Annotated in this window: 22 protein-coding genes; 16 read left to right on the top strand and 6 right to left on the bottom strand. The window is 73.3% G+C overall.

All coding sequences use genetic code 11. From position 1 onward, the window contains the following. The first annotated feature begins 212 nt into the window (after window positions 1-212). Window positions 213-647 carry a GNAT family N-acetyltransferase gene (locus OP86_RS27650; RefSeq protein ID WP_234435117.1) on the top strand — a complete coding sequence of 145 codons (435 nt, stop codon included), beginning with the start codon at window positions 213-215 and terminating at the stop codon, window positions 645-647. A gap of 84 nt (window positions 648-731) precedes the next feature. After that, entirely contained in the window at window positions 732-1,118 is a 387-nt protein-coding gene (locus tag OP86_RS27655) for a hypothetical protein (protein ID WP_030059689.1), read from the top strand. 61 nt (window positions 1,119-1,179) lie between these two features. Here the strand turns inward: OP86_RS27655 and OP86_RS27660 are convergent, their stop codons facing one another. After that, entirely contained in the window at window positions 1,180-1,389 is a 210-nt protein-coding gene (locus tag OP86_RS27660; RefSeq protein WP_030059688.1) for a DUF397 domain-containing protein, read from the bottom strand. 28 nt (window positions 1,390-1,417) lie between these two features. Then, on the bottom strand, window positions 1,418-2,275 hold the full coding sequence (locus tag OP86_RS27665; protein WP_030059687.1) for a helix-turn-helix domain-containing protein: 858 nt from the start codon (window positions 2,273-2,275) through the stop codon (window positions 1,418-1,420). Window positions 2,276-2,516: 241 nt separating this feature from the next. On the opposite strand from OP86_RS27665, the gene OP86_RS27670 reads away from it, so the two are divergent. Beyond that, window positions 2,517-2,951 (top strand): ATP-binding protein, encoded by a 435-nt coding sequence (locus OP86_RS27670; RefSeq protein WP_234435116.1) that lies wholly within the window; start codon window positions 2,517-2,519, stop codon window positions 2,949-2,951. Next, on the top strand, window positions 2,948-3,229 hold the full coding sequence (locus OP86_RS27675) for a hypothetical protein (protein WP_030059685.1): 282 nt from the start codon (window positions 2,948-2,950) through the stop codon (window positions 3,227-3,229). The genes OP86_RS27670 and OP86_RS27675 overlap by 4 nt, the downstream gene beginning before the upstream one ends. Before the next feature lie 250 nt (window positions 3,230-3,479). Here OP86_RS27675 and OP86_RS27680 read toward each other — a convergent pair whose 3' ends face one another. Next, on the bottom strand, window positions 3,480-4,364 hold the full coding sequence (locus OP86_RS27680) for a hypothetical protein (protein ID WP_033333688.1): 885 nt from the start codon (window positions 4,362-4,364) through the stop codon (window positions 3,480-3,482). 38 nt (window positions 4,365-4,402) lie between these two features. Further along, a complete protein-coding gene (locus tag OP86_RS27685; protein ID WP_280921468.1) occupies window positions 4,403-4,759 on the bottom strand; it encodes a metal-sensitive transcriptional regulator in 357 nt (118 codons plus the stop codon). Window positions 4,760-4,913: 154 nt separating this feature from the next. Between OP86_RS27685 and OP86_RS27690 the strand changes: the two genes are divergently transcribed. From OP86_RS27690 to OP86_RS27705, 4 genes are all read left to right on the top strand, one after another. Continuing rightward, a complete protein-coding gene (locus tag OP86_RS27690; protein ID WP_030260838.1) occupies window positions 4,914-7,205 on the top strand; it encodes a heavy metal translocating P-type ATPase in 2,292 nt (763 codons plus the stop codon). A 409-nt stretch (window positions 7,206-7,614) separates the two neighbouring features. After that, window positions 7,615-8,673: an iron ABC transporter substrate-binding protein gene (locus tag OP86_RS27695; protein ID WP_030058462.1), complete on the top strand. Its 1,059-nt coding sequence runs from the start codon at window positions 7,615-7,617 to the stop codon at window positions 8,671-8,673. Further along, window positions 8,670-10,286 (top strand): ABC transporter permease, encoded by a 1,617-nt coding sequence (locus tag OP86_RS38890; RefSeq protein WP_199815248.1) that lies wholly within the window; start codon window positions 8,670-8,672, stop codon window positions 10,284-10,286. The genes OP86_RS27695 and OP86_RS38890 overlap by 4 nt, the downstream gene beginning before the upstream one ends. After that, complete coding sequence (locus OP86_RS27705) at window positions 10,283-11,317, top strand: ABC transporter ATP-binding protein (RefSeq protein ID WP_030260835.1); 1,035 nt, start codon at window positions 10,283-10,285, stop codon at window positions 11,315-11,317. Before OP86_RS38890 ends, OP86_RS27705 begins: the two co-directional genes overlap by 4 nt. A gap of 64 nt (window positions 11,318-11,381) precedes the next feature. On the opposite strand, the gene OP86_RS38895 is transcribed toward OP86_RS27705, so the two are convergent. Further along, window positions 11,382-13,172 carry a serine/threonine protein kinase gene (locus tag OP86_RS38895; RefSeq protein WP_157849859.1) on the bottom strand — a complete coding sequence of 597 codons (1,791 nt, stop codon included), beginning with the start codon at window positions 13,170-13,172 and terminating at the stop codon, window positions 11,382-11,384. Window positions 13,173-13,392: 220 nt separating this feature from the next. On the opposite strand from OP86_RS38895, the gene OP86_RS27715 reads away from it, so the two are divergent. From OP86_RS27715 to OP86_RS27750, 8 genes are all read left to right on the top strand, one after another. Further along, entirely contained in the window at window positions 13,393-17,517 is a 4,125-nt protein-coding gene (locus OP86_RS27715; protein WP_033333690.1) for a tetratricopeptide repeat protein, read from the top strand. Between the two features lie 144 nt (window positions 17,518-17,661). Further along, entirely contained in the window at window positions 17,662-18,087 is a 426-nt protein-coding gene (locus tag OP86_RS27720) for a hypothetical protein (RefSeq protein ID WP_030058472.1), read from the top strand. Continuing rightward, on the top strand, window positions 18,084-18,809 hold the full coding sequence (locus OP86_RS27725) for a nucleotide exchange factor GrpE (RefSeq protein WP_030058473.1): 726 nt from the start codon (window positions 18,084-18,086) through the stop codon (window positions 18,807-18,809). Before OP86_RS27720 ends, OP86_RS27725 begins: the two co-directional genes overlap by 4 nt. Before the next feature lie 31 nt (window positions 18,810-18,840). Then, window positions 18,841-21,411 carry an Hsp70 family protein gene (locus tag OP86_RS34010; protein WP_051830793.1) on the top strand — a complete coding sequence of 857 codons (2,571 nt, stop codon included), beginning with the start codon at window positions 18,841-18,843 and terminating at the stop codon, window positions 21,409-21,411. Continuing rightward, window positions 21,408-21,725: a hypothetical protein gene (locus OP86_RS27735; protein ID WP_030058475.1), complete on the top strand. Its 318-nt coding sequence runs from the start codon at window positions 21,408-21,410 to the stop codon at window positions 21,723-21,725. The genes OP86_RS34010 and OP86_RS27735 overlap by 4 nt, the downstream gene beginning before the upstream one ends. Window positions 21,726-21,818: 93 nt before the next feature. Continuing rightward, window positions 21,819-22,058, top strand: coding sequence for a chaplin (locus OP86_RS27740; protein ID WP_030058476.1), 240 nt, complete (start codon window positions 21,819-21,821; stop codon window positions 22,056-22,058). 167 nt (window positions 22,059-22,225) lie between these two features. Further along, window positions 22,226-23,866 carry an AMP-binding protein gene (locus tag OP86_RS27745; RefSeq protein ID WP_030058477.1) on the top strand — a complete coding sequence of 547 codons (1,641 nt, stop codon included), beginning with the start codon at window positions 22,226-22,228 and terminating at the stop codon, window positions 23,864-23,866. An 88-nt stretch (window positions 23,867-23,954) separates the two neighbouring features. Beyond that, a complete protein-coding gene (locus OP86_RS27750) occupies window positions 23,955-25,208 on the top strand; it encodes an APC family permease (protein ID WP_030260825.1) in 1,254 nt (417 codons plus the stop codon). 70 nt (window positions 25,209-25,278) lie between these two features. Here OP86_RS27750 and OP86_RS27755 read toward each other — a convergent pair whose 3' ends face one another. Then, the gene (locus OP86_RS27755) at window positions 25,279-25,680 is read right to left on the bottom strand and encodes a YccF domain-containing protein (protein WP_030058479.1); all 402 of its coding nucleotides are present in this window, start codon (window positions 25,678-25,680) and stop codon (window positions 25,279-25,281) included. Between the last annotated feature and the right edge of the window lie 190 nt (window positions 25,681-25,870).

A 25,870-nucleotide genomic window follows, 5' to 3' on the forward strand; every position in this document is an offset into this window, starting at 1 on the left:
GGGGTGAACCGAGGTCAGTGCCTCCCAAAGGGAACCTGGGATGCGATCCCGGCCAGCCACTCTCGTGCTGCCAAAGATCAGTTACGGGACAACCCTTAGGGCGGCGGCTGGCCGCGATCGGGGAAAGCCGCCTGCACAGCACGGGTGGCTTCGCTCCGCCCGAAAATCGCAGTGCTTCCCGAGAGGCGGTGGAGGGGCGATCACGGCGCCGGATGCATGGCTGGCTGCTCGGCATGGTGATCAGTGAATCGTCGCAGGCCGACGACGAGGTGTTGGTGGTGTGTCCCGATCTGACGGATGCCGAGCTCAACGAGTTGTTCGGTGCGTCGTGGCCGGATCACGGGCCGACTGCCTTCGCGCCGGTGCTGGCCCGCAGTCTGACCTGGATCGCAGCGCGCCGAGGGGACCGGCTGGTCGGATTCGTCAACGTCGTCGGCGACGGCGGTGCGCACGCCTTCGTCCTGGATACGACCGTGCACCCGGACGAGCGCCGCCAGGGGCTCGGGATGCGGCTGGTGAGGGCGGCGGCCGACGAGGCGAAGGCGCGCGGTGCCGAGTGGCTGCACGTCGACTACGAGCAGCACCTGGAGTCCTTCTACGGTCAGTGCGGATTCCGGCCGACCGCCGCCGGGCTCAGGCGGCTTTGAGCGGGCGAATTGTGTTCGACCGCAGCCGGCGCCGTCGTTAGGCTGCGCGCTGTGACCGGGAATCTTGAGCTGCGGACGTTTCAGGTGGGCGAGATCGACGCCGAGTTGCGCGAGCTGCACATGTGGGACGACCTCGAAGGGATGATCGAGGGCACGCCGTACCTGCATCGTCGGTTCAGGATCATGCAGTTGGAGAAGCAGCTCGCGGGTGCGCAGGGAATGTACGTCCACGACTTGGACGGCATCCGGGCTGATGCCGCCGCGCGGGTGGACACCTGGCTTCCACGGATCAGGGTGCACGCTCGGCTGAGCGCGCCCTGGTGTCCCGGCGGGGTGACCGAACCCGGCCACAGTGAGCTGTCCGTGGTGTGGTTCCAGCGGGCCGGCGAGGACCCCTTCGGCCGGTTGGCCGAGATCGTGAGGCCGCTGGACTGGACCGCACTGGCTCGGTTCGAAGCAGATTCTGACTAGCGGTTCATAGCGGAGGGTGTGCGCGGGAAGTCGGCCGGGCCGACTTCCCGCGCAAGGCTGTTCAGGCGTTGGGGAGTTCGCCGGACTTGATGGCGGTGACGAACGCCGTCCAGGCATCAGCGGGGAAGGTGAGCGCCGGGCCGTTGGGGTCCTTCGAGTCCCGGACGGCCATGCCGCTGGTGACGACGTGTCCCGTTTCTACGCACTCAGTCGCCTGAGCGCTGTAGCTGCTCTTGTACCAGCCCCGAGTCGAGATCTCCGGCATGGTCATGTGCTCACCCTCTTGTCCGATCTGACACTCAGGTCTCTGCTGCGATGGCGGTGATCATATCGAGCGACTGGGCCGGGTTCAGGGCTGACGACCGCAAGTAGTCGAAGACGAGCCCGTAGCCATCCAGCTCTGCCTCTTTCTCTAGGTAGTGACTGCTGGTCAGTGTTTCCAGGGCCACCGCGCCTGAAGCAGACGAGTCTGTAAACCCGAGCATTACGAACCCGCCGCAGGCCCCGGCGGTGGCGCCGACATCCAGTGGTACGACCTGCGTTGTGACGTTGGGGAGTTGTGATGCCTCGGCGAGATAGTGCAACTGCTCTCGGTGCACATCGGCCCCGCCCACGGGGCATCGGAGGGTTGGTTCCCAGATGATCGCCCAGAAGCGTGCCGGGTCCGGCTTGGTCAGGACCGCCTTGCGTTCCATTCGTACCTTGACGAGCTGATCGATGCGCTCCGGGCGGACGGCGGCAGGGTTCGCCTCAAGCAGCGCCCGGGCGTAGCTCTCGGTCTGCAAGAGCCCCGGGATGACCAAGGGTTGCCAGGTTCGGATGTACCGGGCGTCGCCCTCCAGATCGAGGTAGTCGCCGTAGGCAGGCGGAACCGTGTCGCCGTAGTCACGCCACCAGCCGCGCTTCTTGCTTTCCCGGGCGAGCGTTTCGAGGGCGTCCCTGTCTCGCGGCTCCGTGACGCCGTAGAGGTCCAGCAGGATGCCGAGATCCAGTCGCCGAATGCCCACTACGCCTGTCTCTATCCGACTGATCTTCGCGCGGGAGCACTTGAGCGCGCTTGAAGCGTCGTCGGTCGTCTTGCTTGCCGATTCCCGGAGCCGGCGAAGCTCCGACCTCAGGCGACGGCCGCGTACGGTCGGCCTCGATTCGTCGGTCACGGTGGTTCCTCCTTGAGCCCATCCCAGTCTGCCTTGTGACGAGGCGTCGGATCCAGGCTAGCGAATCTGCACTGATGCAGAAACGCTTGTTGCGGTGAGCACCGATGCGGGTGCATGCTACTCGTCGTAGTGCAATGCATCACACAGCGTGATCCTCTCGGCTCATTGCTCGGGCATTCCCTTGCCCTCCGCCGTCCTTCGGATCGCGAACTTTCCCATCACCCCCGGAGGAGGCCCCGCCATGCCCGGAATGTTGGAGAAGCAGCCCACCCCCACCAACCCGTACTCGTGGTGGCTGCCCAGGCACCACAAGTCCGCCGGCTTCGCCCGGCGGTTGCTCCGCACCTTCCTCACCAGTCAGCCCGATGGTGAACGGTTCCTCGACACCGGCGAGTTGGTGCTCGGCGAGCTCGTCACCAATGCGGTCCTGCACGCCAAGACCGCGAAGGGGAGGCTCATCTTCATCCGGTTCGAGGTCCGCCCGGACGCCCTGCACATCGAGGTGCACGACGCGGACTCCAAGCAGCCGTCCGTGCCGCGCCCCGCCTCCGAGGACGACGAGACGGGGCGCGGCCTCTGGCTCGTCTCCCAGCTCGCCGCCGGTTGGGGCTGCTGTCCGCGGGTGGGTGGCATCGGCAAGGTGATGTGGGCGTTGATCGACGGGGGCGCGCAGTGAGCGTCGAACTCCCCTTCCCCGTCACGGTCGAGATCAAGGGCATCACCGCGATCGCCACCTTCTCGAAGCTCTCCGACGCCCTCGCCGCGATCCGCGCCAGCCTCGTCCAGCTCCCGCTGGACGACGACCAGGCCGGGTACCTCGCCGACCTCTTCAGCGATGCCTCCGCCGCTCGGATCGCCCACCGGTTGGTCGAGTTCGGCGTGGTGTGCGCGATCGCCTACATCGGCATCGAATCGATCTACCCGATCTATCTGCGCGCGGCGGCGCCCGAGTGACCAGTCGGCGACTCACCTGGGCGCGCATCGAGATGTGGTGGTGCCTCGACGCCCAGTTCTCCCGCCCGATCCGCGCCATCAGCCCCGCCGCCAGGCCGCCCATGCCGAGATACAGCACTGGGCGGCCACCCCGGGCAACGCCGAAGCCCTTCTCCTTGCAGTGCTCCGGCAGGCACGCAACCCGCTCGGGTAAACGGAAGGCGCCGGGCGATCCCGTGTGGATCGCCCGGCACCTGCCGTACGGCCTGGCTCAGTGCTGGTGGTCGGCCGACTCCCCAGTGGTCACGGTGAAGGCCGCCGTGTGGACGGTGTCCCCGTGCTGGAAGTCCAGGAAGAGCCGGTAGCTGCCCGTGCTCGGGGCGGTGGTGGTGAAGGCGATGTCCGGGCCAGGGGTGGCGGTGTCCGGGTGGACGTGGAGGTAGGCGAGGTCGCCGGCACGCAATGCGACCAGGTGGCCGTAGGCGCCGAGGTAGGGCTGGAGGTCGGTGACGGGCTTGCCGTCCTTGGAGACGCTCAGGGTGAGCCGGCTGCTGCGTCCGGGGGTGAGGTCGCCGGTGAGGGTGACGATGTAGCCGTCGACGGTGACGGTCCGTCCGGTCTGCGGGAGTGGTGCCGGGTGGAGGTCGCCGGCGGCGTGGAGGTCGGCGCCGAGGGTGAGGCCTTCGGCGGCGCCGGCCGGGGTGAAGTCGGCGAAGACCCGGTACTCGCCGGCGGCGGGTACGGCGGTTGGGGCGCTCCAGGTGCCGTCGGCGGCAAGTGCGGGGTGCAGGTGTTGGAAGGTGGAGAGGTCGCGGGGGGCGACGATCAGGTGCAGTTCCTTCTCGTGCTGTTGCTGGTAGGCGGTGACCGGTTTGCCGTCTGTGCCGAGGATGCGGAACCGCAGGTCGGTGGGGGAGCCGGCGGTGACGTAGGGGCTATCGAGGCTGAGCGTGTAACCGCGTTCGGAGATCTGTAGCCCGCCGGGCAGGTGTTCGGCGGCTGAGCCGGCTCCGGAGCTCTCGGTGTGCCCCGCGTGCCCGGTGGTGGCGGGCTTGGGGGAGGGGCCGGTGCCGGTCGCGTGGCCGACGCCGAGGGCGAGGCCGAAGGCGGCGGCGAGGCCGGCGGTGAAGGCGGTGACGCGCAGCGCGGTGTTCATGGCGGGGTTCTCCTCGGTGGGGCGTAAGGGAAGGGGCCTCAGGCGCGCATGAGCCGGGCGATGGCCTGGGATGCCTCGGTGATCTTGGCGTCGGCCTCCTCGCCGCCACCGGCGATGGCGTCCTGGACGCAGTGGGCGAGGTGGCTGCCGAGCAGGTGCAGTGCGACGGCCTGGAGGGCCTTGGTGGCGGCGGAGACCTGGGTGAGGACGTCGATGCAGTAGGTGTCGGTGTCGACCATGCGCTGGAGGCCGCGGATCTGGCCCTCGACGCGGCGCAGTCTGCGCAGGAGTTGGTCCTTCTCGGCGCGGTAGCCGGTCATGCGGGCCTCCTCTGGGGTCTTGGGGGTCTTGGGGGTCTTGGGTCTGGCAGGGAGTGCGATGAGTGAATACCCCATGGGGGTATCAAGTCAAGCGAGTCGAAGCCCCCGAGAATACTGGGCAGGGGTATCGCTCAAGCCTTGCCATGGATACCCCTCAGGGGTATAAATGAACCCGGCACCACCCGATACCCCACCCGGGTATCGACCCCAGACGTCACGAGGAGCGACGATGACTACGCAGGCACCCGCTTCAGCGGAGGTGGAACTCTCGATCGGCGGAATGACGTGCGCCTCGTGCGCGGCCCGCATCGAGAAGAAGCTCAACCGGATGGACGGGGTCACCGCCAGCGTCAACTACGCCACCGAGAAGGCGAAGGTCGCCTTCGAGGACGGCGTCGAGGTCGCCGATCTGATCGCCACCGTCGAGGCCACCGGCTACACCGCCGCGCTGCCCAAGCCCCCGGCCGTCGAGCAGGGCCAGGAGCAGGCCGAGCCGGCGGACGAACTGGCCCCGCTGCGTCAGCGGCTGTTCACCGCGCTGGTGCTCGCCGTGCCGGTGATCGCGATGGCGATGGTGCCCGCGCTGCAGTTCGACAACTGGCAGTGGCTGTCCCTGACCCTGGCTGCCCCGGTCGTCACCTACGCGGCCTGGCCGTTCCACAAGGCCGCCTGGACCAACGCCCGGCACGGCGCCGCGACGATGGACACCCTGGTCTCGCTCGGCACCGGCGCCGCGTTCCTGTGGTCGCTGTGGGCGCTGTTCTTCGGCGACGCCGGGATGCCGGGCATGCGGCACGGCTTCGAGTTCACCATCGCCCGCAGTGACGGCGCGTCCAACATCTACCTGGAGGCGGCGGCCGGCGTCACCGCCTTCATCCTGGCGGGCCGCTACTTCGAGGCCCGCTCCAAGCGCACCGCCGGGGCTGCTCTCAAGGCGCTGTTGGAGCTGGGCGCCAAGGACGTGACGGTGCTGCGCAACAAGGGGGCGGGCGCGCAGCGCCCTCGGACAAGGGCGGTGGTGGGCGACGGGTGGGAGGAGGTGCGCATCCCGGTCGCCGAGCTCGCGGTGGGCGACCGCTTCGTGGTCCGGCCCGGCGAGAAGATCGCCACCGACGGCGTGGTGGTCGAGGGCGCCTCGGCCGTGGACGCCTCGATGCTGACCGGCGAGTCCGTCCCGGTCGAGGTCGGGGTCGGCGACGGAGTCACCGGGGCGACCGTCAACGCGGGCGGCCGGCTGGTGGTCGAGGCCACCCGGGTCGGCGCGGACACCCAACTCGCCCGGATGGCCAAGCTGGTCGAGGACGCGCAGAACGGCAAGGCCGCCGCGCAGCGCCTCGCGGACCGGATCTCCGCCGTCTTCGTGCCGATCGTGATCACCCTCGCGGTGGCCACCCTCGGCTACTGGCTGGGCACCGGCGAGGGCTGGACCGCCGCCTTCACGGCAGCCGTGGCCGTGCTGATCATCGCCTGCCCGTGCGCCCTGGGCCTGGCCACCCCGACCGCGCTGCTGGTCGGCACCGGCCGCGGCGCCCAGCTGGGCGTCCTGATCAAGGGCCCGGAGGTGCTGGAGTCCACCCGCAAGGTCGACACCATCGTGCTCGACAAGACCGGCACCGTCACCACCGGCCGGATGACCCTGCTCGCCGTCCACACCGCCGACGGCACCACCGAGGCCGAGGTGCTGCGCCTGGCGGGCGCCCTGGAGCACGCCTCCGAGCACCCGATCGCCCGGGCGATCGCCGACGCCGCCGCCAGGGCCGGCGAACTGCCCGCCGTCGAGGGCTTCGAGAACGTCCCGGGCCTGGGCGTCCAGGGCGTCGTGGACGGTCACGCCGTGGTGGCGGGCCGGGAGGCGCTGCTGAACGAGTGGTCGCAGTACCTGTCGGAGGGCCTGGCCGAGGTCAAGCTCAACGCCGAGGCGGCCGGCCGTACCGTGATCGCGGTCGGCTGGGACGGCGAGGCGCGTGCTGTCCTGGAGGTGGCCGACGCGGTCAAGCCGACCAGTGCGGAGGCGATCGCCGAGCTGCGCGCACTGGGGCTGACCCCGGTGCTGCTGACCGGTGACCACCGGCTGGTCGCCGAGGCCGTGGCGGCCGAGGTCGGCATCGAGCCGGAGCACGTGATCGCCGAGGTCATGCCGCAGGACAAGGTCGACACCGTCAGGCGGCTGCAGGCCGAGGGCAGGGTCGTGGCGATGGTCGGCGACGGCGTCAACGACGCGGCCGCCCTCGCCCAGGCCGACCTGGGTCTGGCGATGGGCACCGGCACCGATGCCGCGATCGAGGCCGGCGACCTCACCCTGGTTCGCGGCGACCTGCTGGCCGCGGCCGACGCCATCCGGCTCTCCCGCCGCACCCTCGGGATCATCAAGAGCAACCTGTTCTGGGCCTTCGGCTACAACGTCGCCGCCCTGCCGCTGGCCGCCGCGGGCCTGCTCAACCCGATGATCGCGGGAGCGGCGATGGCCTTCTCCTCGGTCTTCGTGGTCGGCAACAGCCTCCGGCTGCGCCGCTTCCGCTGAGCCGGTCCACTGTCAGCCCCAGGACCCCAGGGCCCCCAGGTCCCGGAACCGCTAACCGGTTCCGGGGCCTTGGTGTGTCCGGGCCGTCCCGGTACGCCCGAGCCAGGTACGCCCGAACTCATTACGCACCGTAGTGAAGATCGCCGAGGCTGAACCGCCGTCCGGGAGTCCGAGTTGTCCGCGTACACCCGCTCCGACCCACCCTGACCTGCGCTTGAAGGGCGTTTTACGTGCGCTTGGGGGTTCACTCACCGAAGTTCTACCCTGTCGCGACCGGACCGAGATGTGACGCTCCGACACTTGTTAGGCAAGCCTTTCCTGCCTTAGGTTCTCGTGTCGTCAGGCCGTCGCCCCTCGCAATCCGCAGGGGGCGACCGGTCGATCCCCGCCCTTTCGGAGGACCCTCGCCATGCCCGGAACCGTCCGCCCCCTCGCGGCCCTGTCCCTCGTCGCCGCCTGCGCCCTCGCGCTCACCGCCTGCGGCAGCTCCGGCGGGGGCAGCACCGCGCCCACGGCCTCCGGCACCGCCCTGGCCGGCCAGAGCATCACCGTCTACAGCGGCCAGCACGAGCAGACCGTCAAGGCGCTGACCGAGGACTTCACCAAGCGCACCGGCATCAAGGTCGAGCTCCGCTCCGGCGACGAGGCCGAGCTGGCCAACCAGATCCTCCAGGAGGGCGGTGCCTCCCCGGCCGACGTCTTCTACGCCGAGAACCCGCCCGCGCTCACCGTCCTCGGCGACAAGGGCCTGCTCGCCAAGGTCGCCCCCGACACCCTCAAGTCCGTGCCGGCCGCCGACAGTTCGGGCAAGGGCGACTGGGTCGGCATCTCTGCCCGGACCTCCGCCTTCCTCGCCGCCACCGGCAAGGGCGCCGACACCGCGCCGCCCGCCTCCGTGCTCGACCTGGCCAAGCCCGAGTGGAAGGGACGCCTGGGCATCGCCCCCGGCGAGACCGACTTCGCGCCGGTCGTCACCCAGGTCCTCAAGGCCAAGGGCGAGGACGCCGCCAAGCAGTGGCTCAAGGGCCTCAAGGACAACGCCAAGGTCTACGACAGCAACGAGGACCTCTCCGTCGCGATCAACAGCGGCGAGGTCGAGGCCGGCGTCATCGACCACTACTACTTCTACCGGATGCGCGACGAGAAGGGCGCCGCCGAGACCCACGCGACCCTGCACTACTTCCCCAAGGGGGACCCGGGCTCGCTGGTCGACGTCTCCGGCGCCGCCGTCCTCAAGCACGGCAAGCACCAGGCCGCCGCCCAGGCCTTCCTCGGCTACCTCGCCTCCGCCCCCGCCCAGACCGTCATCGCGGACTCCGCGAGCTACGAGTACCCGCTGGTCGACGGCGTGAAGGGCAAGCCCGAACTGCCCGCCCTGGACGGCATCGGCACCGTCGCCGACCCGGCCCAGCTCGGCGACGGCAAGCAGGCGCTGGCCCTGCTGCAGGACGCCGGCCTGCTCCAGTGACCTTCCCACTCGACACCGACGGCCCGTCCCCGCTGCGCCGGTGGCGGGCCACCGGCGTTCGCGCGCTCGTCGCCGCCACCCGGCTGCGCGCTCCCGCCGCCACCGGCCTGCTCGCGCCCCTCGCCACCGCCGTCGTCGCGGTGGTCGCCGCACCGCTCGGCTTCGTCATCGCCCAGGCCGCGCAGGCCGGTTGGGACCAGACGCGGCGGCTGCTCGGCCGCCCCCTGATCGCCACCCTGCTCGGGCACACCCTCGGCCTGACCGCCGCCGTCACCCTCGCCACCGCCGTCCTCGGCTTCGGCGCCGCCTACCTGGTCGAACGCACCGCCCTGCCCGGGCGCCGCGCCTGGACGGTCGCGCTCGCCCTGCCACTGGCCGTACCGGAGTTCGTCCGCGGCTACTCCTGGGTCTCGCTGTTCCGCTCCGTCCACGGCTACTGGGGCGCGGTGCTGGTCATGACCTGCTCGCTCTACCCGCTGGTCTTCCTGCCGGTCGCGGCCGCCCTGCGGCACGGCGACGCCGCCGCGGAGGAGGTCTCCCGCTCGCTCGGCCGCGGCCGGCTGGCCACCCTGTGCCGGGTCACCCTCCCGCTCACCCGGCCCGCACTGGCCGGCGGCGTGCTGCTCGTCTCGCTCTACCTGCTCGGCGAGTACGGCGCCTTCGCGATGCTGCGCTACACCACCTTCGCCACCGCCGTGTTCACCCAGTACAAGCTCGGCTTCGACGCCGCCTCGGCCTCCCTGCTCACCCTGGTCCTGGTCGCGCTGGCCCTGCTGCTGGTCGGCCTGGAGGCCTGGGCCGGCCGCCGGGCCCGCGTCACCCGGCACGGCGCCCTCGCCCGCACCGCACCGCCGGTACGCCTCGGCGGCTGGACCGTCCCGGCGCTCCTCGCCCTGGCCGCGCTGGTCGGCGTCTCGCTCGGCGTGCCGCTGTACGCGCTGGCGTACTGGCTGCTCAAGGGCAGCTCGACCACCCTGCCCTCGGCCTCCGTCCTCGGCGCCACCGCGGCCACCCTCGGCTATGCGCTCGGCGCGGCCGTCGTCGCCACCGCCGCCGCCGTCCCGGTCGCCCTGTACGGCTGGCGGCGCGGCACCCGGCCGGCCCGCGCGATCGAGCGGGTCGCCTACCTCACCCGGGCGCTGCCCGGCATAGCGGTGGCGCTCTCGGTGGTGTACGTCGCCGTCCGCTGGGCCCAGCCCCTGTACCAGCAGCCGCCGATGCTGATCGCCGGGTACGTCGTGCTGTTCTTCCCGCTCGCCCTCACCGCGGTGCGCGCCGCCCTCGCCCAGGTCCCGCCCGGCGTCGAGGAGGCCGCCCGCTCCCTCGGCACCCGGCCGCTCGCCGTCCTCGGCAGGGTCACCCTGCCGCTGGTCCTGCCCGGCCTCGGCGCCGCCGTCGCCATGGTCGGCCTCACCGCCTCCACCGAGCTGACCGCCACCCTGCTGCTGCGCCCCACCGGTACCCAGACCCTGGCCACCCAGTTCTGGGTGTACACCAGCGGCCTCGCCTACGGGGCCGCGGCGCCGTACGCGGCGCTCATGGTCGCGCTGTCCGTCCCCTCCGTCCTGCTGCTGACCCGCCGTACTCTCGGCCGTCCTGGGGAGAACCAGTGACCGGACTGTCCGTCGTCGACCTGCACGCCGCGCACGGGCGCAGCCCGGTCCTGCACGGCATCGACCTCACGGTGCCGGACGGCGCCCTCGCCTGCGTCCTCGGCCCCTCCGGTTGCGGAAAGTCCACCCTGCTGCGGGTGCTGGCCGGCTTCCACCCGGCCGCCGCCGGGCAGGTCGTGCTGCACGGGCGGGTCCTGGACGACGGCCGCAGCCCGCTCGCCGCCGAACGCCGGGGCATCGGCCTCGTCCCGCAGGACGGCGCGCTCTTCCCGCACCTGAGCGTCGCCGCCAACATCGGCTTCGGCCTGCCGCGTTCGCAGCGGCGCGCCCGGGTCGGCGAACTGCTGGACCTGGTCGGCCTGCCCGGGCTGGGCGAGCGCCGCCCGCACCAGCTCTCCGGCGGCCAGCAGCAACGCGTCGCCCTGGCCCGGGCGTTGGCGCCCCGGCCGCGGCTGCTGCTGCTGGACGAGCCGTTCGCCGCGCTGGACGCCGCGCTGCGGGCCGAACTGCGCCGCGAGGTCGCGGCCACCCTGCGCCAGTCCGGGACGACGGCGGTCCTGGTCACCCACGACCAGGACGAGGCGCTCTCCTTCGCCGACACCGTCGCCGTCCTGCGCGACGGCCGGATCGCCCAGGCCGGCCGCCCGGACGAGCTGTACCACCGCCCGACGGACGCCGCCGTCGCCCGGGTGCTGGGCGAGGCGAACCTGATTCCGGCCGAGGTCACGGGAGCCCGGGCCGACACCCCCTTCGGCCCGCTGGCGCTGCTGGGGTCCGCCCCGGCGCCCCGGAGCGGCCTCGCCCTGCTCCGCCCGGGCCAACTCCGGCTCACTGCAGGGCCGGTGGAGGGCGCCGTCCCGGCGAAGGTGCTCGGCAGCGACTTTCGGGGCCACGACCACCGCGTCGAACTGCGCCCCGAGGCCGCCGGGTTGCCCGAGGTGCTGATCGCAGCGTCGGACCGGTCCTGGCCGGTCGGCGGCGAGGCGTACGTGGGCGCGGTCGGCCCGGTGCACGTCCTGTCGGGGGCCTGAGCGGCCGTCGAGCGGCCAGACCTCGGGGGCTTGAGCGGCCGCCCCCGAGGCTAGGGCCAGGCCGTCAGGACCCCTCCGGCAGCTCCACCGCCTGCCAGCGGTACGCCGCGTCCTCCTGCCAGGCCTGCAGCTCGCCCTCCACCACCGCGGCCAGGCAGAGCCGCCAGTCGTCGCCCATCGCGAGCGTGACCCGGGTGGCCGGGCGCAGCGTGGGGCGCCACCAGCGCGGGCGCCGGGAGGCGCCGCCGGCCGGGAGCCGCAGCCGTACGCCGCCCGCGCCGGCCAGGGCGATGGTCGGGCCGCCGCGGTGGCCCACCATGGCGATGCCGAGGGAGGGTTCGCCGTCGCCGATCTCGGTGCCGGCCCCGGTGGCGCCGAGGGTGTGCAGCTGGACGGAGCCGTCGGGGCGGAGCGTGGCGGCCTGCGGTCCGGCGGAGGTGCGGGCCAGTGCCGCGGCGCGCAGCGGGCCGGCCGGGCCGAGCGGGAGCGGCGGTCGGGCGGAGCCGGGCCGCCAGCTCAGTACCCGTTCGCGGTGTTCGACCAGGACCAGCCAGTTGCCGGGGCGTTCCTCGACCGCGGCGAGGACGCGGTCGGCGGGGCAGCCGGGCAGTTCCTGGCCGGTGAGGGTGAGGCCGGGCGCCCAGCGGTAGGAGCGCAAGGCCCCGCCGGCGGCCGTCCAGACCGTCATCTCCCCGGCCGGGCCGACCGCCCCCGCCAGCCCGCTGACTCCGCGCGCCGCCTCCCACCAGCCGCCGGCCGTGCCGACCCAGAGGGTGCCGCCGCGGTCCTCGGCGCAGACCACCAGCTCGCCCTGGCGTCCGGCCCAGCCGGCCGTCAACTCCCGTACGGCGCCGGGCCCCTGGCTGGTGGGCAGGCGGTGGCCGGTGCTGCCGGGGCCGGTCAGGGCGGTGCCGTCCGCGCCGCCGGTGACCACCAGCGGGCGGCCGGCCCGGTCGGGGAGCACGGCCAGGCCCGCGGTGCGGGCCACCGGCCGGTGGGCGCGCAGCAGTTCGCGGCCGCGGCCGACCCACGGGCCGAGCGGGGCGGGGCGGCGGTCCGGGTCGCGGGCCAGCGGCTCGCAGGCCCAGCGGGCCAACTCCTCGCCGTAGCCTGCCGCGAGGAGTTCGGCGCGGGCCTGTTCGGCGGCGAGCCGGTGGTCGAGCTGGCCGTGGTCGGGCAGCAGCAGGGTACGGGCGAGGGTGCCGACGGCGAACAGGTCCTTGGCGGTGGTCGGGAACCCGCCGACCTGCTCGGCCTCCGGCGGCACGTGCCCGGGGGTGAACACCGCGACGGTCAGGGTGTGGTCGAGCGGGGCCAGGAAGGTCAGGTCGATCAGCTTGACCTGCCCCTGGCCGTCCACCAGGACGTTGGCGGGGGAGATGTCGCGGTGCACCCAGCGCTTGCGGTGCAGCTCGTCGACGATCCGGCAGAGCCGGGTCAGCACCTCGGCCACGGCCGGCGGGCCGCCGCGCTGGGTGCGGGCCCAGGTGTGCAGCGGCACGCCCTCGACCCAGGGCGAGATCTGGTAGCCGAGCAGTGCGCCGGAGGGCACCGCGCCGGGCCGGTGCGGGGAGGGGCCGAGCAGGAAGCTGGGCACGACCAGGTCGGTGACGCCGAGTCGGTGCGCGTTGTGCGAGACGTCGTCCCAGCGGCCGAGCCAGCGGCGCACCTCGGACGGGTCGCGCTCCAGCATGATCTTGGCGGCGACCAGCTCCTTGCGCCCGTTGTGGCCGGTGCGCACCGCCCGCCACACCTCGGCCTCGCCGCCCCGGTGGTGGAACTCCAGGAGCTCGTACTGCTCGGGGTCGAACTCCGGCCCGAACCGGAGCCCGGGCACCCAACGCGACTCGGACACACGACCCCCGACGCTGCTGACCGCTGTTGATGCCCTTGTTCACGGACAGGTGAACGGACAGGTGATGCGTCGCCCAGGATAGTGCTCTTTCCTGTTCGTCTGTCTGGGCGAGGGCCTATTCTGATGGCGCCCGAGCAACATCACGACACGACGTCAACTCATGATCACCCGACGACCGTTGATCATGGAGTGACGAAATCCGAGCACAGGGGGACGGTGCATGGCGCTGCTAGCGGTGCTGCTGATCGTGGTGGCACTGGCCGGTGCGACCACCGTCGTACTGGTCCGCCGCAGAACGCCCCCGGACGCCGAGGCGGTGGCGAAAGCCCTGGCCACGGCCGCCGAACGGCTCGCCGCCGGCAAGGCCGCCCAGGCCCGCCGCCGCTACGCCCGACTGGCCGGCCAACTCGCCTCCGGGCCCGAGGAACTGCGCCCGCAACGCGGCCTCGCCCTGCTCGGCCAGGCCGAGGCCACCATCCCCACCGGCGACCAGCAGGCCACCCTCGCCCTGCACCGCGAGGCCTTCCCGCTGCTCGCCGACCCGGCCCGGCAACTGCCCCGGTGGAGCCTGCGCCGCCTCGCCGAGGAACACATACAGGCCCCCGACGGCGACCTCGCACCACCGCTCGCCTTCCTCCAGGCCACCGCCGCCGGCGCCGAACCCGGCGAGGAAGCCGACACCGCCGCCCGCACCCTGGACTGGCTCCAGCACCGCTGCCGTACCGGCGCCGTCGGGCAGCGCGAGGACACCACCGCCCGCGCCCTCGCCGCCCTGCCCGGCCGCGACTGGCCGGTGCTCGCCCGCGCCGCCCTGCTGCGCGACACCGACCGGGCCGCCGAAGCCGAGGCCCTGCTCGCCGCCACGGCGCCGGGCGGCAGCGGCGAACTCTGGTTCCGCTGGGGCGCCCAGCTGTACACCCTGCACCGGGACGAACCCGCCGTCACCGCCTTCGACGAGGCGCTGCGCCGTGGCCCCGGCGAGCCCTCCCCGTGGGGGCGCGGCCCGGCGCTGCGCACCGACACCCTGCTCTTCCGGGGCCTGGCCCGCCAGCGGCTCGGCGCCACCGGGCCCGCCTGGAGCGACCTCGCCGCCGCCACCGTGGAGACCCCGACCGACCCCCGCCCCCGCTACGCCCTCGGCCGGCTCGCCCTGCTGCTCGGCGCCGACGACCAGGCCCGGGAACAGTTCACCGCCGCCCTGACCGTCCAACCCTCCTTCGCCCCGGCCCGGTTCGGCCTCGCCCTGGTGCACGAACGCGCCGAGCGCCCCGTCGAGGCCGCCGCCGACTACCGCACCGGCCTCGGCCATGCCCCCGACTGGCGCCCCGCCCGCATCCGGCTCGGCGCCGCCCTGCTCGCCGCCGGACAGCCCGCCGAGGCCGAGCCGGTCCTGCGCGCCGAAGCCGACACCGAACCCGGCACCCGCTGGACCACGATCGCCGCCTTCCACCACGGCCTCGCCCTGGCCCGCACCGACGACCCGGCCGGCGCCCTCGCCCGCTGGGAGCCGCTGGACGACGAGGACCTGCGCGAGCGCCGGGCCCTGGCCCGCGACCGGCTCGCCCGCACCCGCCTGGCCGCCGACCCCGCCGCCGCCCGCGAACTCTGGCAGCGCGCCGCCGCCGAACACCCCGCCGCCCCCGGCTACCGCGCCGCGCTGCGCGAGGCCGCCCTGCGCGAGGCCGCCCATCTGCTGGTCACCGGTCGCGACCGCCCCGAGCAGCGCGAACGCGCCACCGCCGCCCTCGCCCTCGCCGACACCCTGCCCGGCGCCCTCACCCACCGGCAGGCCCGGCTGCGCGCCGCCCTCGCCCTGGCCGACGGCACGCCCGAACCGGTCACCGCCCTCCTCGACGCCGGCAGCGGCCTGCGCGACCGCTACCACCTGGCCGCCGTCGCCCTGCTGGCCGGCCGCCCAGCCCAGACGATCGCCCTGCTCGGCCCGCCCGACCCGGCCGGCGACCCCGCGACGGCCCGGCTGCGCGCCCTGCTCGCCGAACGGGCCGGCAACTGGGCCGTCGCCCTCGACTGGTACCGCCACTTCCTGACCGCCGGTGCCGTCACCGCCCAGCCGGTCGGCGACCGCGCGGTCGCCGACTGCGCGGTCTGCGACCGGCCCGCCTGCGGCGCCTGCGGCGGCTGCGGCCGCGAGGCCTGCACCGACCACCTGCACACCCCCGAAGGCGCCGGCTCACCCCGCTGCGTCCGCTGCACCGGGCCCGCACTGCGCGCCGTCCTGGACTGCGCCCGCCGCGCCGGCACCCCCGAACAGGCCGAACCCGTCCTCGCCGGCTGGGCCGCGGCGCTCGGCGACGGCCCCGCCGCCGCACCCGTCCGGCTCGACCTCGCCCTGCTGCGCGCCGAACTCGGCCGCCTCGACGAGGCACTGGCCGACCTGCCGCCGGACGCCACCACCCTGCGCACCGCCGTCCTGGTCCGCCGGGCCGGCGCCGCCCTCGCCGCCGACCGGCCCGGCCACGCCGCCGGCGACCTGCGCCAGGCCCTCGCCCTCACCCCAGGCCACCCGCAGGCGGCCGGCGCCCTCGTACTGCTCGCCGAGCACGAGGCCCACCAGCACGCCGTCGACGGCCGCCACCGCGAGGCCTGGGAGGCCTACCGCGCACTCCTGCTCCAGGACCCGGCCCACCCCCGGCTGCTGCACGCCCTCGGCCTGGCCGGCTACCGCCTCGCCTCCGCCGGCGACATACCCGACGGGCCCGGCCCGTTTGACGACGAGGTCTGGGCCTGGACGCTCGGCTGCCTCGTCGCCGCCCTCTACCAGCCCGAGCTGTGGGCCGAATCCGCCCGGACCACCGGCCGCACCGCCGAACCCCAGCGGCTCGCCGCCGCCCGCACCGGGCTCATCGACCGCCTCCGCGACGACCTGCGCAGCCTCGACCGGGCCGCCGGCCGCGGCGGCGACGAGGTCACCGCCTGGACACTGCGCCTCGGCATGGAGGCCCACAGCGCCGACGCCTTCGCCCAGGAGGACGTCCGGATCACCCTGCCCGGCCGCCCCGCCCGCCGACTGACGGCCGGCCCCACCCTCGACCGGCTGCTGCGCGCCGAGCCCGGCCCCACCGCCTGGGCCGAAGCCTTCGACCGGGCCGTACGGGCCTGGCGGCAGAGCGCCCCGGGCCCCGACGCACCACCGCTCACCCGGGCCCTCAGCCTGTTCGGCACCCTCGGCCCGCAGCACTACCTGCAGCTCCAGGGCCGCCAGGCCGCCGCCGTCGCCGCCCTGGACGCGGTGGCCGAGAGCGAGCGCGGCGAGGCCTGGCAGGCGCTGCTCGGCGACTCCCTGGTCACCCAGGCCCGCGAGCACCACCGCAACCAGGACTGGCGCGAGGCCCTGGACTGCCTCACCCGCGCCCGGGCCGTTCCCGGCGCCGTCCTGCCCGCCGACGCCGCCGCCATCGCCGCCGAGTCCGGCGTCCGGGCCGCCCGCGCCCTGCTCAAGAACAGCCTGGACGACCAGCCCGGCGCCGCCGAACTCCTGGAGAAGGCCCTGGCGTTGGCCCCCGACGACCCCGAGGTCCGGGGCGACCTCGGCGCCACCTACGCCCAGTGGGCCCGCAAGATCAACAACGAGGACAAGGACTACGTCCGCGCCCTCGACCTGCTGCGGAAAAGCATGGAACTCGCCCCCGGCGACCCGACCGCCCGGCACTTCCTGATCGCCGCCCTCGGCAACCGGGCCGGCCAACTCAGCCACCCCGAAGCCACCGACGCCGAACTGGAGGAGGCCGCCGAGGCCTGGCGGTCCCTGATCGCCCTCCAACCCGACCCGGACAACAAACTCGGCCTCGCCTTCGTGCTGCGCCACCTCGCCCGCTCCGCCGCCTTCGCCGACGACCGCGTCCGCGCGGTGCAGCGGATGGCCGAAGCCCTGGACGCCGACCCGGAGTTCGACGGCGACGCCCGACGCGAGGCCCCGCGCCGGGTCGGGGTGATGCTCGCCAACCACGTCGTGGACGCCCTGCAGGACAAGCCGTTCACCGCCCAGGCCGCCATGCTGCAGAAGGCCAAGTCCTACGACGACTCGACCGACATCCGCCGGCTGATGGTCAGCGTCTGGCGCGGCGAGGCCATCGGCCACTACGAGGCCCGCCGCTACGTGGAGGCGATCCGGCTGCTGGAGGAGGCGCTCGGCCTCTCCCGCACCCCGGAGGACACCGGAAAGCTGCACCGCGAACTCGGCATCGTCTACGGCTCGTACGCCGTCCAGCGCGCCAACGCCCGCCAGCTGCGGGAGGCCCGCGAGCTGGCCCGCCAAGCCGTCGAGTACAACCCGGAGGACACCGAGCTGCGCGCCATGCAGCGGCGGATCAACTCGCTCTACTGACGGCAACCGCACGGCAGTTGCCGTCGTCCTTCAGCCGTAGACCTGTCGCCGATTCGCCGTTCCAGCCGCAGTTTCGCCGCTTCGCCGTTCCAGCCGCCGTTCCAGCCGCTGTTCCAGTCGCCGTGAGGAGAGAGACCGCCCGCCATGCCACTGCACGAACCGTCGCCGTACGAGGTCCTGGGCATCCCGCTCACGGCCGGCGTGCGCGAGATCAACCTCGCCGTCGGACCGGCGATGAAGACGGGGCGCTACACCCGCCAGCAGATCCAGGAGGCCGCAGCGCTGCTGCGCAACCCGGACCGGCGGCTGGAGTCCGACCTCCAACAGCCCCTCCCGCCGGAGCCGGTGGGCCAGGCCGCCGACCTGCTCGCCCCCGCGCTCGCCGAACCGCTGCTGGTGATCGAGCGCCCGCCGCTGCCGCCCGCCTCCGCCCTGCCGGCGCTGCACCGCGCCGAACTGGCCGCCGACTACGCCGACCCGGCCCCGTCCGGCGCCGACCCCGAACCCCCCGTCCCCGCCCGCTACGCGGCCGACCTGTCCGTCCTGCCGCAGATCGAGGTCCCCGAATGACCGACGCACCGACCGCACCGCTGCTCGACGGCCACCGGCGGCTGGAGATCCCGCCGGGGGTCGAGGAGGTCGACCTGGAGCGGAAGTTCGGCCAACTGCTCTTCCGGGCCTCCCTGCTGGGGAGCAAGCTGACGGAGCAGCGGCAGGCCGCCCGGGCCGAGCAGCGCGAACTGCTGGGCATCCTGGTCGAGGTGGACGACGCGCTCGCCGCCCTCGGCCTCGACGGCGAGCTGGCGGCGCTCGGGCGGGGCGCCGGCATCGAGGCCACCCGGCGGCGGCTGCTCGGGCAGCTCGCCAAGGCCAAGGTCCGCCCGATGCGGCTGGAGGGCATGACGGCGGACCCGGACCTCACCGAGATCGTCGGGACGGAGTTCCGGCCCGGGGTGGCGCCGGAGACGGTGGTGCGGACGGTGCTCACCGGGTTCTTCTGGGAGGACGAGGTGCTGCGCCGGGCCCAAGTGGTCGTCGCCGCACCGGAGTCGGGGCAGCAGTGGGCGCTGCCCGCGGTCGGCGGCGAGAGCGCGTTGCCGGAGTCGACGCCCGAGGCGACACCCGAGCCGAAGCCCGACCAGGACGAAGCCGCCGCGCACGACGCCGCTGCGCCCGAAGCCGTCAAGCCCGAAGCCGCCGCGCCGGCCACCCGCGCCCAGCCCAAGACGGCCCCGCCCCGGGCCCGCCGTAAGGGCGCCGTCGCGGGCAAGCTGGCCAAGCGCAAGAAGTAGCCAGGACCACGAGGGGCAAGAGGGGAACGACATGTACCGCACACTCGGCATCGACCTGGGCACCACCAACTCCGTGGTCGCCCACCTGCGCCGGGGCGAGCCGGAGATCATCTTCAACCGGCAGAACCAGGAGGCCACGCCGTCCGTGGTCGGCAGCGGCCGCAAGGGCGAGCTGCTGGTGGGCTCCACCGCGCGCAGCCGGATCGCCATCGACGGCGCCAACGTGATCCGCTCGGTCAAGCGCTTCATGGGCCGCAAGTTCAAGGACCCGCAGGTCCAGGCGGCCCTCAAGGAGGTCGACTACAAGGTCACCGCGGGCACCGACGGCGACGTCAACGTCTGGTTCAACGGCCGGTCCTACACCCCGATCGAGATCTCCGCGATCATCCTGCACCGGCTCAAGGAGGACGCCGAGCAGCGCTTCGGCGAGCCCTTCCACCGGGCCGTCATCACCGTGCCCGCCTACTTCGGCGAGCGGCAGGTCGCGGCGACCCAGGAGGCGGGCCGGATGGCCGGCCTGCACGTGCTGCGGATCATCAACGAGCCGACCGCCGCCGCGCTCGCGTACGGGATCACCTCCGAGGCGGGCGACGAGGGCCGGACCGTCCTGGTCTACGACCTCGGCGGCGGCACCTTCGACATCTCCATCCTGCTGCTGGTGCCCGGCTCGGTGTCGGTGCTCGGCATCGAGGGCGACAACCTGCTGGGCGGCGACGACTTCGACCGCGCGATCACCACCGCGCTGCTGGAGGACATTCGCGAGGAGTACGGCTCGGACTACCAGCCCGACCTGCGCGACCGCCCGAAGATCGCCTCCACCGCCGAGACCATCAAGATCGAGCTCTCCAACCAGGAGTCCTCCGAGGTCATCCTGCCCGGCCTCGGCGCCGGACAGCTGGTGCTGGAGACGGAGTTCGAGCGCGCCCGCTTCGAGGACCTGATCGAGGCCCGGATCGAGCGCACCATCGAGCTCACCCACAAGGCCATCATGCAGGCCAACCTGACGGTCGGGGACATCGACGAGGTGGTGCTGGTCGGCGGCTCCACCGCGATCCCGCTGGTCGCCCGGCGGCTCGGCGAGGTGTTCGGCCCCCGCCGGATCCGGCGCGGGGTCAACCCGATGCAGTGCGTGGCGCTCGGCGCGGCCGTGCAGTCCGCGCTGGTCGGCGAGGTGGAGTGCCCCGAGTGTCGGGCCCCCGGTGACCTCTCCGCCTCCAACTGCGCCAACTGCGCGACCACCCTGCTGGGCGGCGACCGGGTCTCCTGCCCGACCTGCCACATCCCGGTGGACTCCGAGGCCGCCGACTGCCCCAAGTGCGGCCAGGACATGGGTGGTTCGGGCAGCGGCGGGCCCACCGTCCCGAAGCAGGCGCAGGCCACCACCGTGGTCCGCAGCGACAACTGCCCGCGCTGCGGCACCCCGGCCGCCCCCGGCGTCACCGCCTGCGAACTCTGCGGCGAGCCGCTCAACTCGGCCGCCCCCGGGCAGACCAGGGTGGCCTCGACGGCCGCCGAGGACGTCGGCCTGCGCTGCGGCTCCTGCGCGGTGGTCAACCCGCCCGGCACCGAGGTCTGCACCGGCTGCGGCGAGCTGATGCAGGTCACCAACCCCTTCGACATCACCCCGAAGAACCTCGGCATCGAGCTCAACGACGGCCGGCTCGCCGTCATCATCCCCAAGAACACCAGCTACCCGACGAGTTCGCCGGTGAGCCGGGAGTTCGTGGTCTCCGGCAGCGGCCGTCAGCGCCTGGAGGTCGCGGTCTACGAGGGCGAGCACGAGATCGCCCAGCAGAACGAGCTGATCGGCCACCTCACCCTGCGCCTGCCCGAGGGCCTGGGCGGCCGCACCCCGGTGGAGGTCTCCTTCGGCCTCGACCGCGACCGCACCATCACCCTGTCCGTACGGATCCAGGGCGGCGCCGAGAAGACCGTCAAGCTGGAGCGGGTCACCCTCGACCCCGAGCTGAAGGTCCAGGTCGAGGAGCAGCAGCGGCAGATCGAGTCCTTCACCGACCGGTGGGGCGGCGAGCTGACCGAGGCCGAGATGCGCGAGGCCCAGCGCCTGATGGACACCCTGGACGACCTGGCGGCCGGCCAGACGCGCGGCCGGTCGGTGGACGAGGCGCTGGAGCGGGCCCAGCTGCAGCTCAAGGCGCAGCGCTGGGTGCGCGGCTCGGAGGCGTACCTGAGCCTGTTCATCCACTACTGCGAGAAGCACCTGGACCCGAGCGACCTGGACCGGCTCCGCTCGGTCTCCGCGGAGCTGCGGCTGCGCCGCGAGGCGGCCGACTGGGAGGGCGCGATGCGCGCCGCCCAGCGGGCGGACGAGCTCTGCGACTCGCTCGGGCACACCATGCGGATGCTGACCATGTGCAACGTGTACGTGACCCAGAACATGGTCTCGCCCGCCCTGGCCCAGCTGATCACGGCCGAGCTGCGCGGCCTGGACGCCGCCGTGGAGGCGCCCAACATGGAGGAGGTCAACAAGCACATGTCGAACCTGCTGGCGCTGTACGCGCAGGCGCAGCGGGAGCTCGGCAGCGAGCCGACCGCGGAGTCGCTCGGCCCGGTGCGCCCGGAGGAGGCGGGGCCGCGATGAGCGCCGTGACCGACCCGGAGGTGTCCTGCCCGCTGTGCAGGGTCGCGGCGGACCGCCAGAGCCTGTGCTGCCCGTCCTGCCGGGAGGACCTGTCGGTGCTGTTCCGGCTGCGTTACGCCGGTCGGATCGACTACAACCGGGCGCTCGACGCGCTGGACGCCGGGGACACGGCCACCGCGCTGCTGCGGCTGCACAGTGCGCTGGAGGCCGAGCCCGGCCTGGACCCGGCTCGTGAGCTGCTGGAATCACTGAGCGTGGCCGGGCCCGGCGGGGCCGTGCCGGCGGGGCGGGAGGGCGACACGCCCTCTGAATGACCAATCCGGACGCTCCCGGCCTGCCGTCGAGTTCGATCGGTGCGAGTGTGACTGTCACACGGAATTCCGCCGCCCTCACAAGGAGTGACGCAAATGCGTATTCGCACCTACCTCGCCGCCACGGCCGTCGCCGCGGTGTGCGTCCTGGCCGGTGCCGGTACCGCCGCCGCCGGCAGTGCCACCGCCAACGGTGTCGCCTTCGGCTCGCCGGGTTTCCTGTCCGGCAACCAGATCCAGTTCCCGATCAACTTCGAGGCCAATGTCTGCGGCAACTCGTTCGGCCCCGGCTCGCTCGTGAACCCGGCCTTCGCCAACACCTGCATCAACGGGTGACCCCGGCGCTGGGGCCGCCCGTCGAGCACGACGGGCGGCCCCAGCGCCGTGCTCGCACCGCGCCCGTGCCGTGCCCTGCCGCGACACCCCCGTTCGGGGGTGGCGGTACGGCCGCGGGGCCGGGACCATGGTCCCCGACCCGCACCGCCGTACCCAGGAGTCAGACCGTGCCGACCACGCCGACCCCGCCCAGCCACGCCTCCGGCACCTCCGACGTCCCGCTGCTCGGCGACACCATCGGGGAGAACCTCGACCGCGCGGTCCGCGCCTTCCCCGACCGCGACGCCCTGGTCGACTGCCCCACCGCCCGCCGCTGGACGTACGCCGAACTCGCCGCCGACGTCGACGCCCTGGCCCTCGGCCTGCTGGAACTCGGCATCGCCAAGGGCGACCGGGTCGGCATCTGGGCCCCCAACTGCGCCGAGTGGACCCTCACCCAGTACGCCACCGCCAAGCTCGGAGCGATCCTGGTCACGGTCAACCCCGCCTACCGCGCACACGAGTTGGAGTACGTGCTGAACCAGGCCGGGATCCGGCTGCTGGTCGCCGCCGAACGCTTCAAGACCTCCGACTACGCCGCGATGATCGAGGAAGTCCGGCCGCGCTGCCCCGAGTTGGAGCGCGTACTGCTGACCGGCAGCCCCGCCTGGGACGAGGTGCTGGCCGCCGGCCGTCGGGCCGACCAGGCCCTGCGTGCGGAATTCGCCCGACGCCAGGGCGAGTTGGCCCCCGAGGACCCGATCAACATCCAGTACACCTCGGGGACCACCGGGTTCCCCAAGGGCGCGACCCTGTCCCACCACAACATCCTCAACAACGGGTACTTCGTCGGCGAGCTGCTCAACTACACCGAGCAGGACCGGATCTGCATCCCCGTGCCGTTCTACCACTGCTTCGGCATGGTGATGGGCAACCTCGCCGCCATCTCGCACGGCGCCTGCACCGTCATCCCCGCCCCGTCCTTCGAGCCCGGCGCCACCCTGGCCGCCGTCGCCGCCGAGCGCTGCACCTCGCTGTACGGCGTGCCGACCATGTTCATCGCCGAACTCGCCGACCCCGACTTCGAACGCCACGACCTCACCAGCCTGCGCACCGGCATCATGGCGGGCTCGCCCTGCCCGAGCGAGGTGATGAAGGAGGTCATCGAGCGGATGGGCATGGCCGAGGTATCCATCTGCTACGGCATGACCGAGACCTCGCCGGTCTCCACCCAGACCCGCGTCGACGACCCGGTCGAGCGCCGGGTCTCCACCGTCGGCCGGGTCGGGCCGCACCTGGAGGTCAAGGTCGTCGACCCGGCCACCGGCCGCACCGTGCCGCGCGGCGAACCGGGCGAGCTGTGCACCCGCGGCTACTCCGTCATGCTCGGCTACTGGAACGAACCCGAGCGCACCGCCGAAGCCGTCGACGGCGACCGCTGGATGCACACCGGGGACCTCGCGGTGATGGACGAGGACGGGTACCTCGCCATCACCGGGCGGATCAAGGACATGGTCATCCGCGGCGGCGAGAACCTCTACCCGCGCGAGATCGAGGAGTTCCTGCACAGCCACCCGGACATCCTCGACGTCCAGGTCATCGGCGTCCCCGACGCCCGGTACGGGGAGGAGCTGATGGCCTGGGTGCGGATGCGCGCGGGCGCCGAGCCGCTCACCGCCGAGGCCGTCCGCAGCTACTGCGCGGGCCGGCTCGCGCACTTCAAGATCCCGCGCTACGTGCACGTGGTCGAGGAGTTCCCGATGACGGTCACCGGGAAGATCCGCAAGGTCGAGATGCGGGAGGCGGCCCTGCGGATCCTGGGGCTCTGACTTCCGCTCCCCTGTCCGTTCACCTGCGTTCCGCTCGCTCCGGTATCGTGCACCGTCGTTCGAGCCCACCGGGGAGAGGTGCAGGTCGATGAGTACGTCTCCGGGGGAGCTGCGGCGGCACCTGGGTGTGTTCGACGCCGTGGTGATCGGGCTGGGCTCGATGGTCGGTGCGGGTGTGTTCGCCGCGATGGCGCCCGCGGCGGCCGCCACCGGCTCCGGGCTGCTCGTCGGGCTGGCGCTGGCCGGCGTGGTGGCCTACTGCAACGCGACCTCCTCCGCCCGGCTCGCCGCCCGCTACCCGCAGTCCGGCGGCACCTACGTCTACGGCCGGGAGCGGCTCGGCGCGTTCTGGGGCTACCTCGCCGGGTGGGCGTTCGTCGTCGGCAAGACCGCCTCGTGCGCGGCGATGGCGCTCACCGTCGGCTCCTACGTGTGGCCGGCCCAGGCGCACGCCGTCGCGGTCGCCGCGGTCGTGGCCCTGACGGCCGTCGACTACGTCGGCGTGCAGAAGGCGGCCCGGCTGACCAGGGCGATCGTCGCCGTCGTCCTGGCCGTGCTGGCCGCCGTCGTCACCGCCTGCCTGGCCGGCGGCCGGGCCGACACCGGCCGCTGGGCGGTCGGCACCGACGCCGGGTTCCACGGCGTCCTGCAGGCCGCCGGGCTGCTGTTCTTCGCCTTCGCCGGGTACGCCCGCATCGCCACCCTCGGGGAGGAGGTCCGCGACCCGCGGCGGACGATCCCCCGGGCGATCCCGCTCGCGCTCGGCATCACCATGGTCGTCTACACGGCCGTCGCGCTCGCCGCCCTGGCCGTCCTCGGCCCCGAACGCCTCGCCCACTCCGGGGCGCCGCTGGCCGACGCGGCCCGGGCGGCCGGGGCGCCCGGCCTCGTCCCGGTGGTGCGCGCCGGGGCCGCGGTCGCCGCCCTCGGCTCGCTGCTCGCGCTGATCCTGGGCGTCTCCCGCACCACCCTCGCGATGGCCCGGGACCGGCACCTGCCACGGGCCCTCGCCGCCGTCCACCCCCGCTTCGGCGTCCCGCACCGCGCCGAACTCGCCGTCGGTGCGGTGGTCGCCGTGGTCGCGGCCGTCGGCGACGTGCGCGGCGCGATCGGCTTCTCCTCCTTCGGCGTGCTCGCCTACTACGCGGTCGCCAACGCCTCCGCCTGGACCCTCACCCCCGCCGAGGGCCGCCCGCCGAGGCTCGTCCCGATCGTCGGCACGGCCGGCTGCCTGGCCCTGGCGTTCGCCCTCCCGGCGGACTCCGTCCTCCGGGGCGCCACGGTGCTGGCGCTCGGCGCGGCCGCGTACGGCGTCCGCCAGGGCCTCGCCCGTCGAGCCTGAGCGGCCCGTGAAAGCCGAATGACGGCCGGCGAGGACTCGCGTTCTCGCCGGCCGCCGGTGTGCGTGGACGTCAGCGGGCGCCCCACGCCTGGTCGGTGGGGACGACCTCGCGGCCGAGCGGCATGAGGGAGATCGGGATCATCTTGAGGTTCGCCCAGCCGAACGGGATCCCGATGATCGACAGGAACAGCGGAATGCTGGTGATCAGGTGCCCGAGCGCCAGCCACCACCCCGCGAAGACCAGCCAGATCACGTTGCCGACACACGACGCCGCCCCGGCACCGGGCTTCTCCACGGTGGTCCGCCCGAACGGCCAGAGAATGAAGCCGGCAATTCGGAACGACGCAATGCCGAACGGAATGGTAATCACGAGCAGGCAGCAGATGATTCCCGCAACCGCATAGGCAATCGCCATCCAGATGCCGCAGAAAAGCAACCAAATGACATTGAGAACGAATTTGAGCACCGTCATGGTTGGAACCTTCTCACGTTCGGCGGCCTGTAGTACGACTCTGCCATGCCCGGCCGCACCCGTGTCCATTCCCCCTGGGGCCTGTCTTCGAACTCCCGCCTGCGGGGCGACGCCGGGGCACGCACCTCGCCGCGTTGTCGTCGGTCGCCAATGCTCCGCAGTGGCTCCCTCCTCCGCCTTGCGATGCACG

Origin of the sequence: Streptomyces novaecaesareae (genome assembly GCF_000716875.1) — a bacterium.
In the GTDB taxonomy this organism is placed as follows: Bacteria; Actinomycetota; Actinomycetes; order Streptomycetales; family Streptomycetaceae; genus Kitasatospora; species Kitasatospora novaecaesareae.

What these genes read in the sequence shown, in the direction of transcription:
- OP86_RS27755 (WP_030058479.1), bottom strand. Translation starts at nt 25,680, where the DNA reads ATGACGGTGCTCAAATTCGTTCTCAATGTCATTTGGTTGCTTTTCTGC.
- OP86_RS27670 (WP_234435116.1), top strand. Translation starts at nt 2,517, where the DNA reads ATGCCCGGAATGTTGGAGAAGCAGCCCACCCCCACCAACCCGTACTCG.
- OP86_RS27680 (WP_033333688.1), bottom strand. Translation starts at nt 4,364, where the DNA reads ATGAACACCGCGCTGCGCGTCACCGCCTTCACCGCCGGCCTCGCCGCC.
- OP86_RS27690 (WP_030260838.1), top strand. Translation starts at nt 4,914, where the DNA reads ATGACTACGCAGGCACCCGCTTCAGCGGAGGTGGAACTCTCGATCGGC.
- OP86_RS27660 (WP_030059688.1), bottom strand. Translation starts at nt 1,389, where the DNA reads ATGACCATGCCGGAGATCTCGACTCGGGGCTGGTACAAGAGCAGCTAC.
- OP86_RS27715 (WP_033333690.1), top strand. Translation starts at nt 13,393, where the DNA reads ATGGCGCTGCTAGCGGTGCTGCTGATCGTGGTGGCACTGGCCGGTGCG.
- OP86_RS27735 (WP_030058475.1), top strand. Translation starts at nt 21,408, where the DNA reads ATGAGCGCCGTGACCGACCCGGAGGTGTCCTGCCCGCTGTGCAGGGTC.
- OP86_RS27685 (WP_280921468.1), bottom strand. Translation starts at nt 4,759, where the DNA reads ATGGGGTATTCACTCATCGCACTCCCTGCCAGACCCAAGACCCCCAAG.
- OP86_RS27650 (WP_234435117.1), top strand. Translation starts at nt 213, where the DNA reads ATGCATGGCTGGCTGCTCGGCATGGTGATCAGTGAATCGTCGCAGGCC.
- OP86_RS27695 (WP_030058462.1), top strand. Translation starts at nt 7,615, where the DNA reads ATGCCCGGAACCGTCCGCCCCCTCGCGGCCCTGTCCCTCGTCGCCGCC.
- OP86_RS34010 (WP_051830793.1), top strand. Translation starts at nt 18,841, where the DNA reads ATGTACCGCACACTCGGCATCGACCTGGGCACCACCAACTCCGTGGTC.
- OP86_RS27720 (WP_030058472.1), top strand. Translation starts at nt 17,662, where the DNA reads ATGCCACTGCACGAACCGTCGCCGTACGAGGTCCTGGGCATCCCGCTC.
- OP86_RS27740 (WP_030058476.1), top strand. Translation starts at nt 21,819, where the DNA reads ATGCGTATTCGCACCTACCTCGCCGCCACGGCCGTCGCCGCGGTGTGC.
- OP86_RS27750 (WP_030260825.1), top strand. Translation starts at nt 23,955, where the DNA reads ATGAGTACGTCTCCGGGGGAGCTGCGGCGGCACCTGGGTGTGTTCGAC.
- OP86_RS27725 (WP_030058473.1), top strand. Translation starts at nt 18,084, where the DNA reads ATGACCGACGCACCGACCGCACCGCTGCTCGACGGCCACCGGCGGCTG.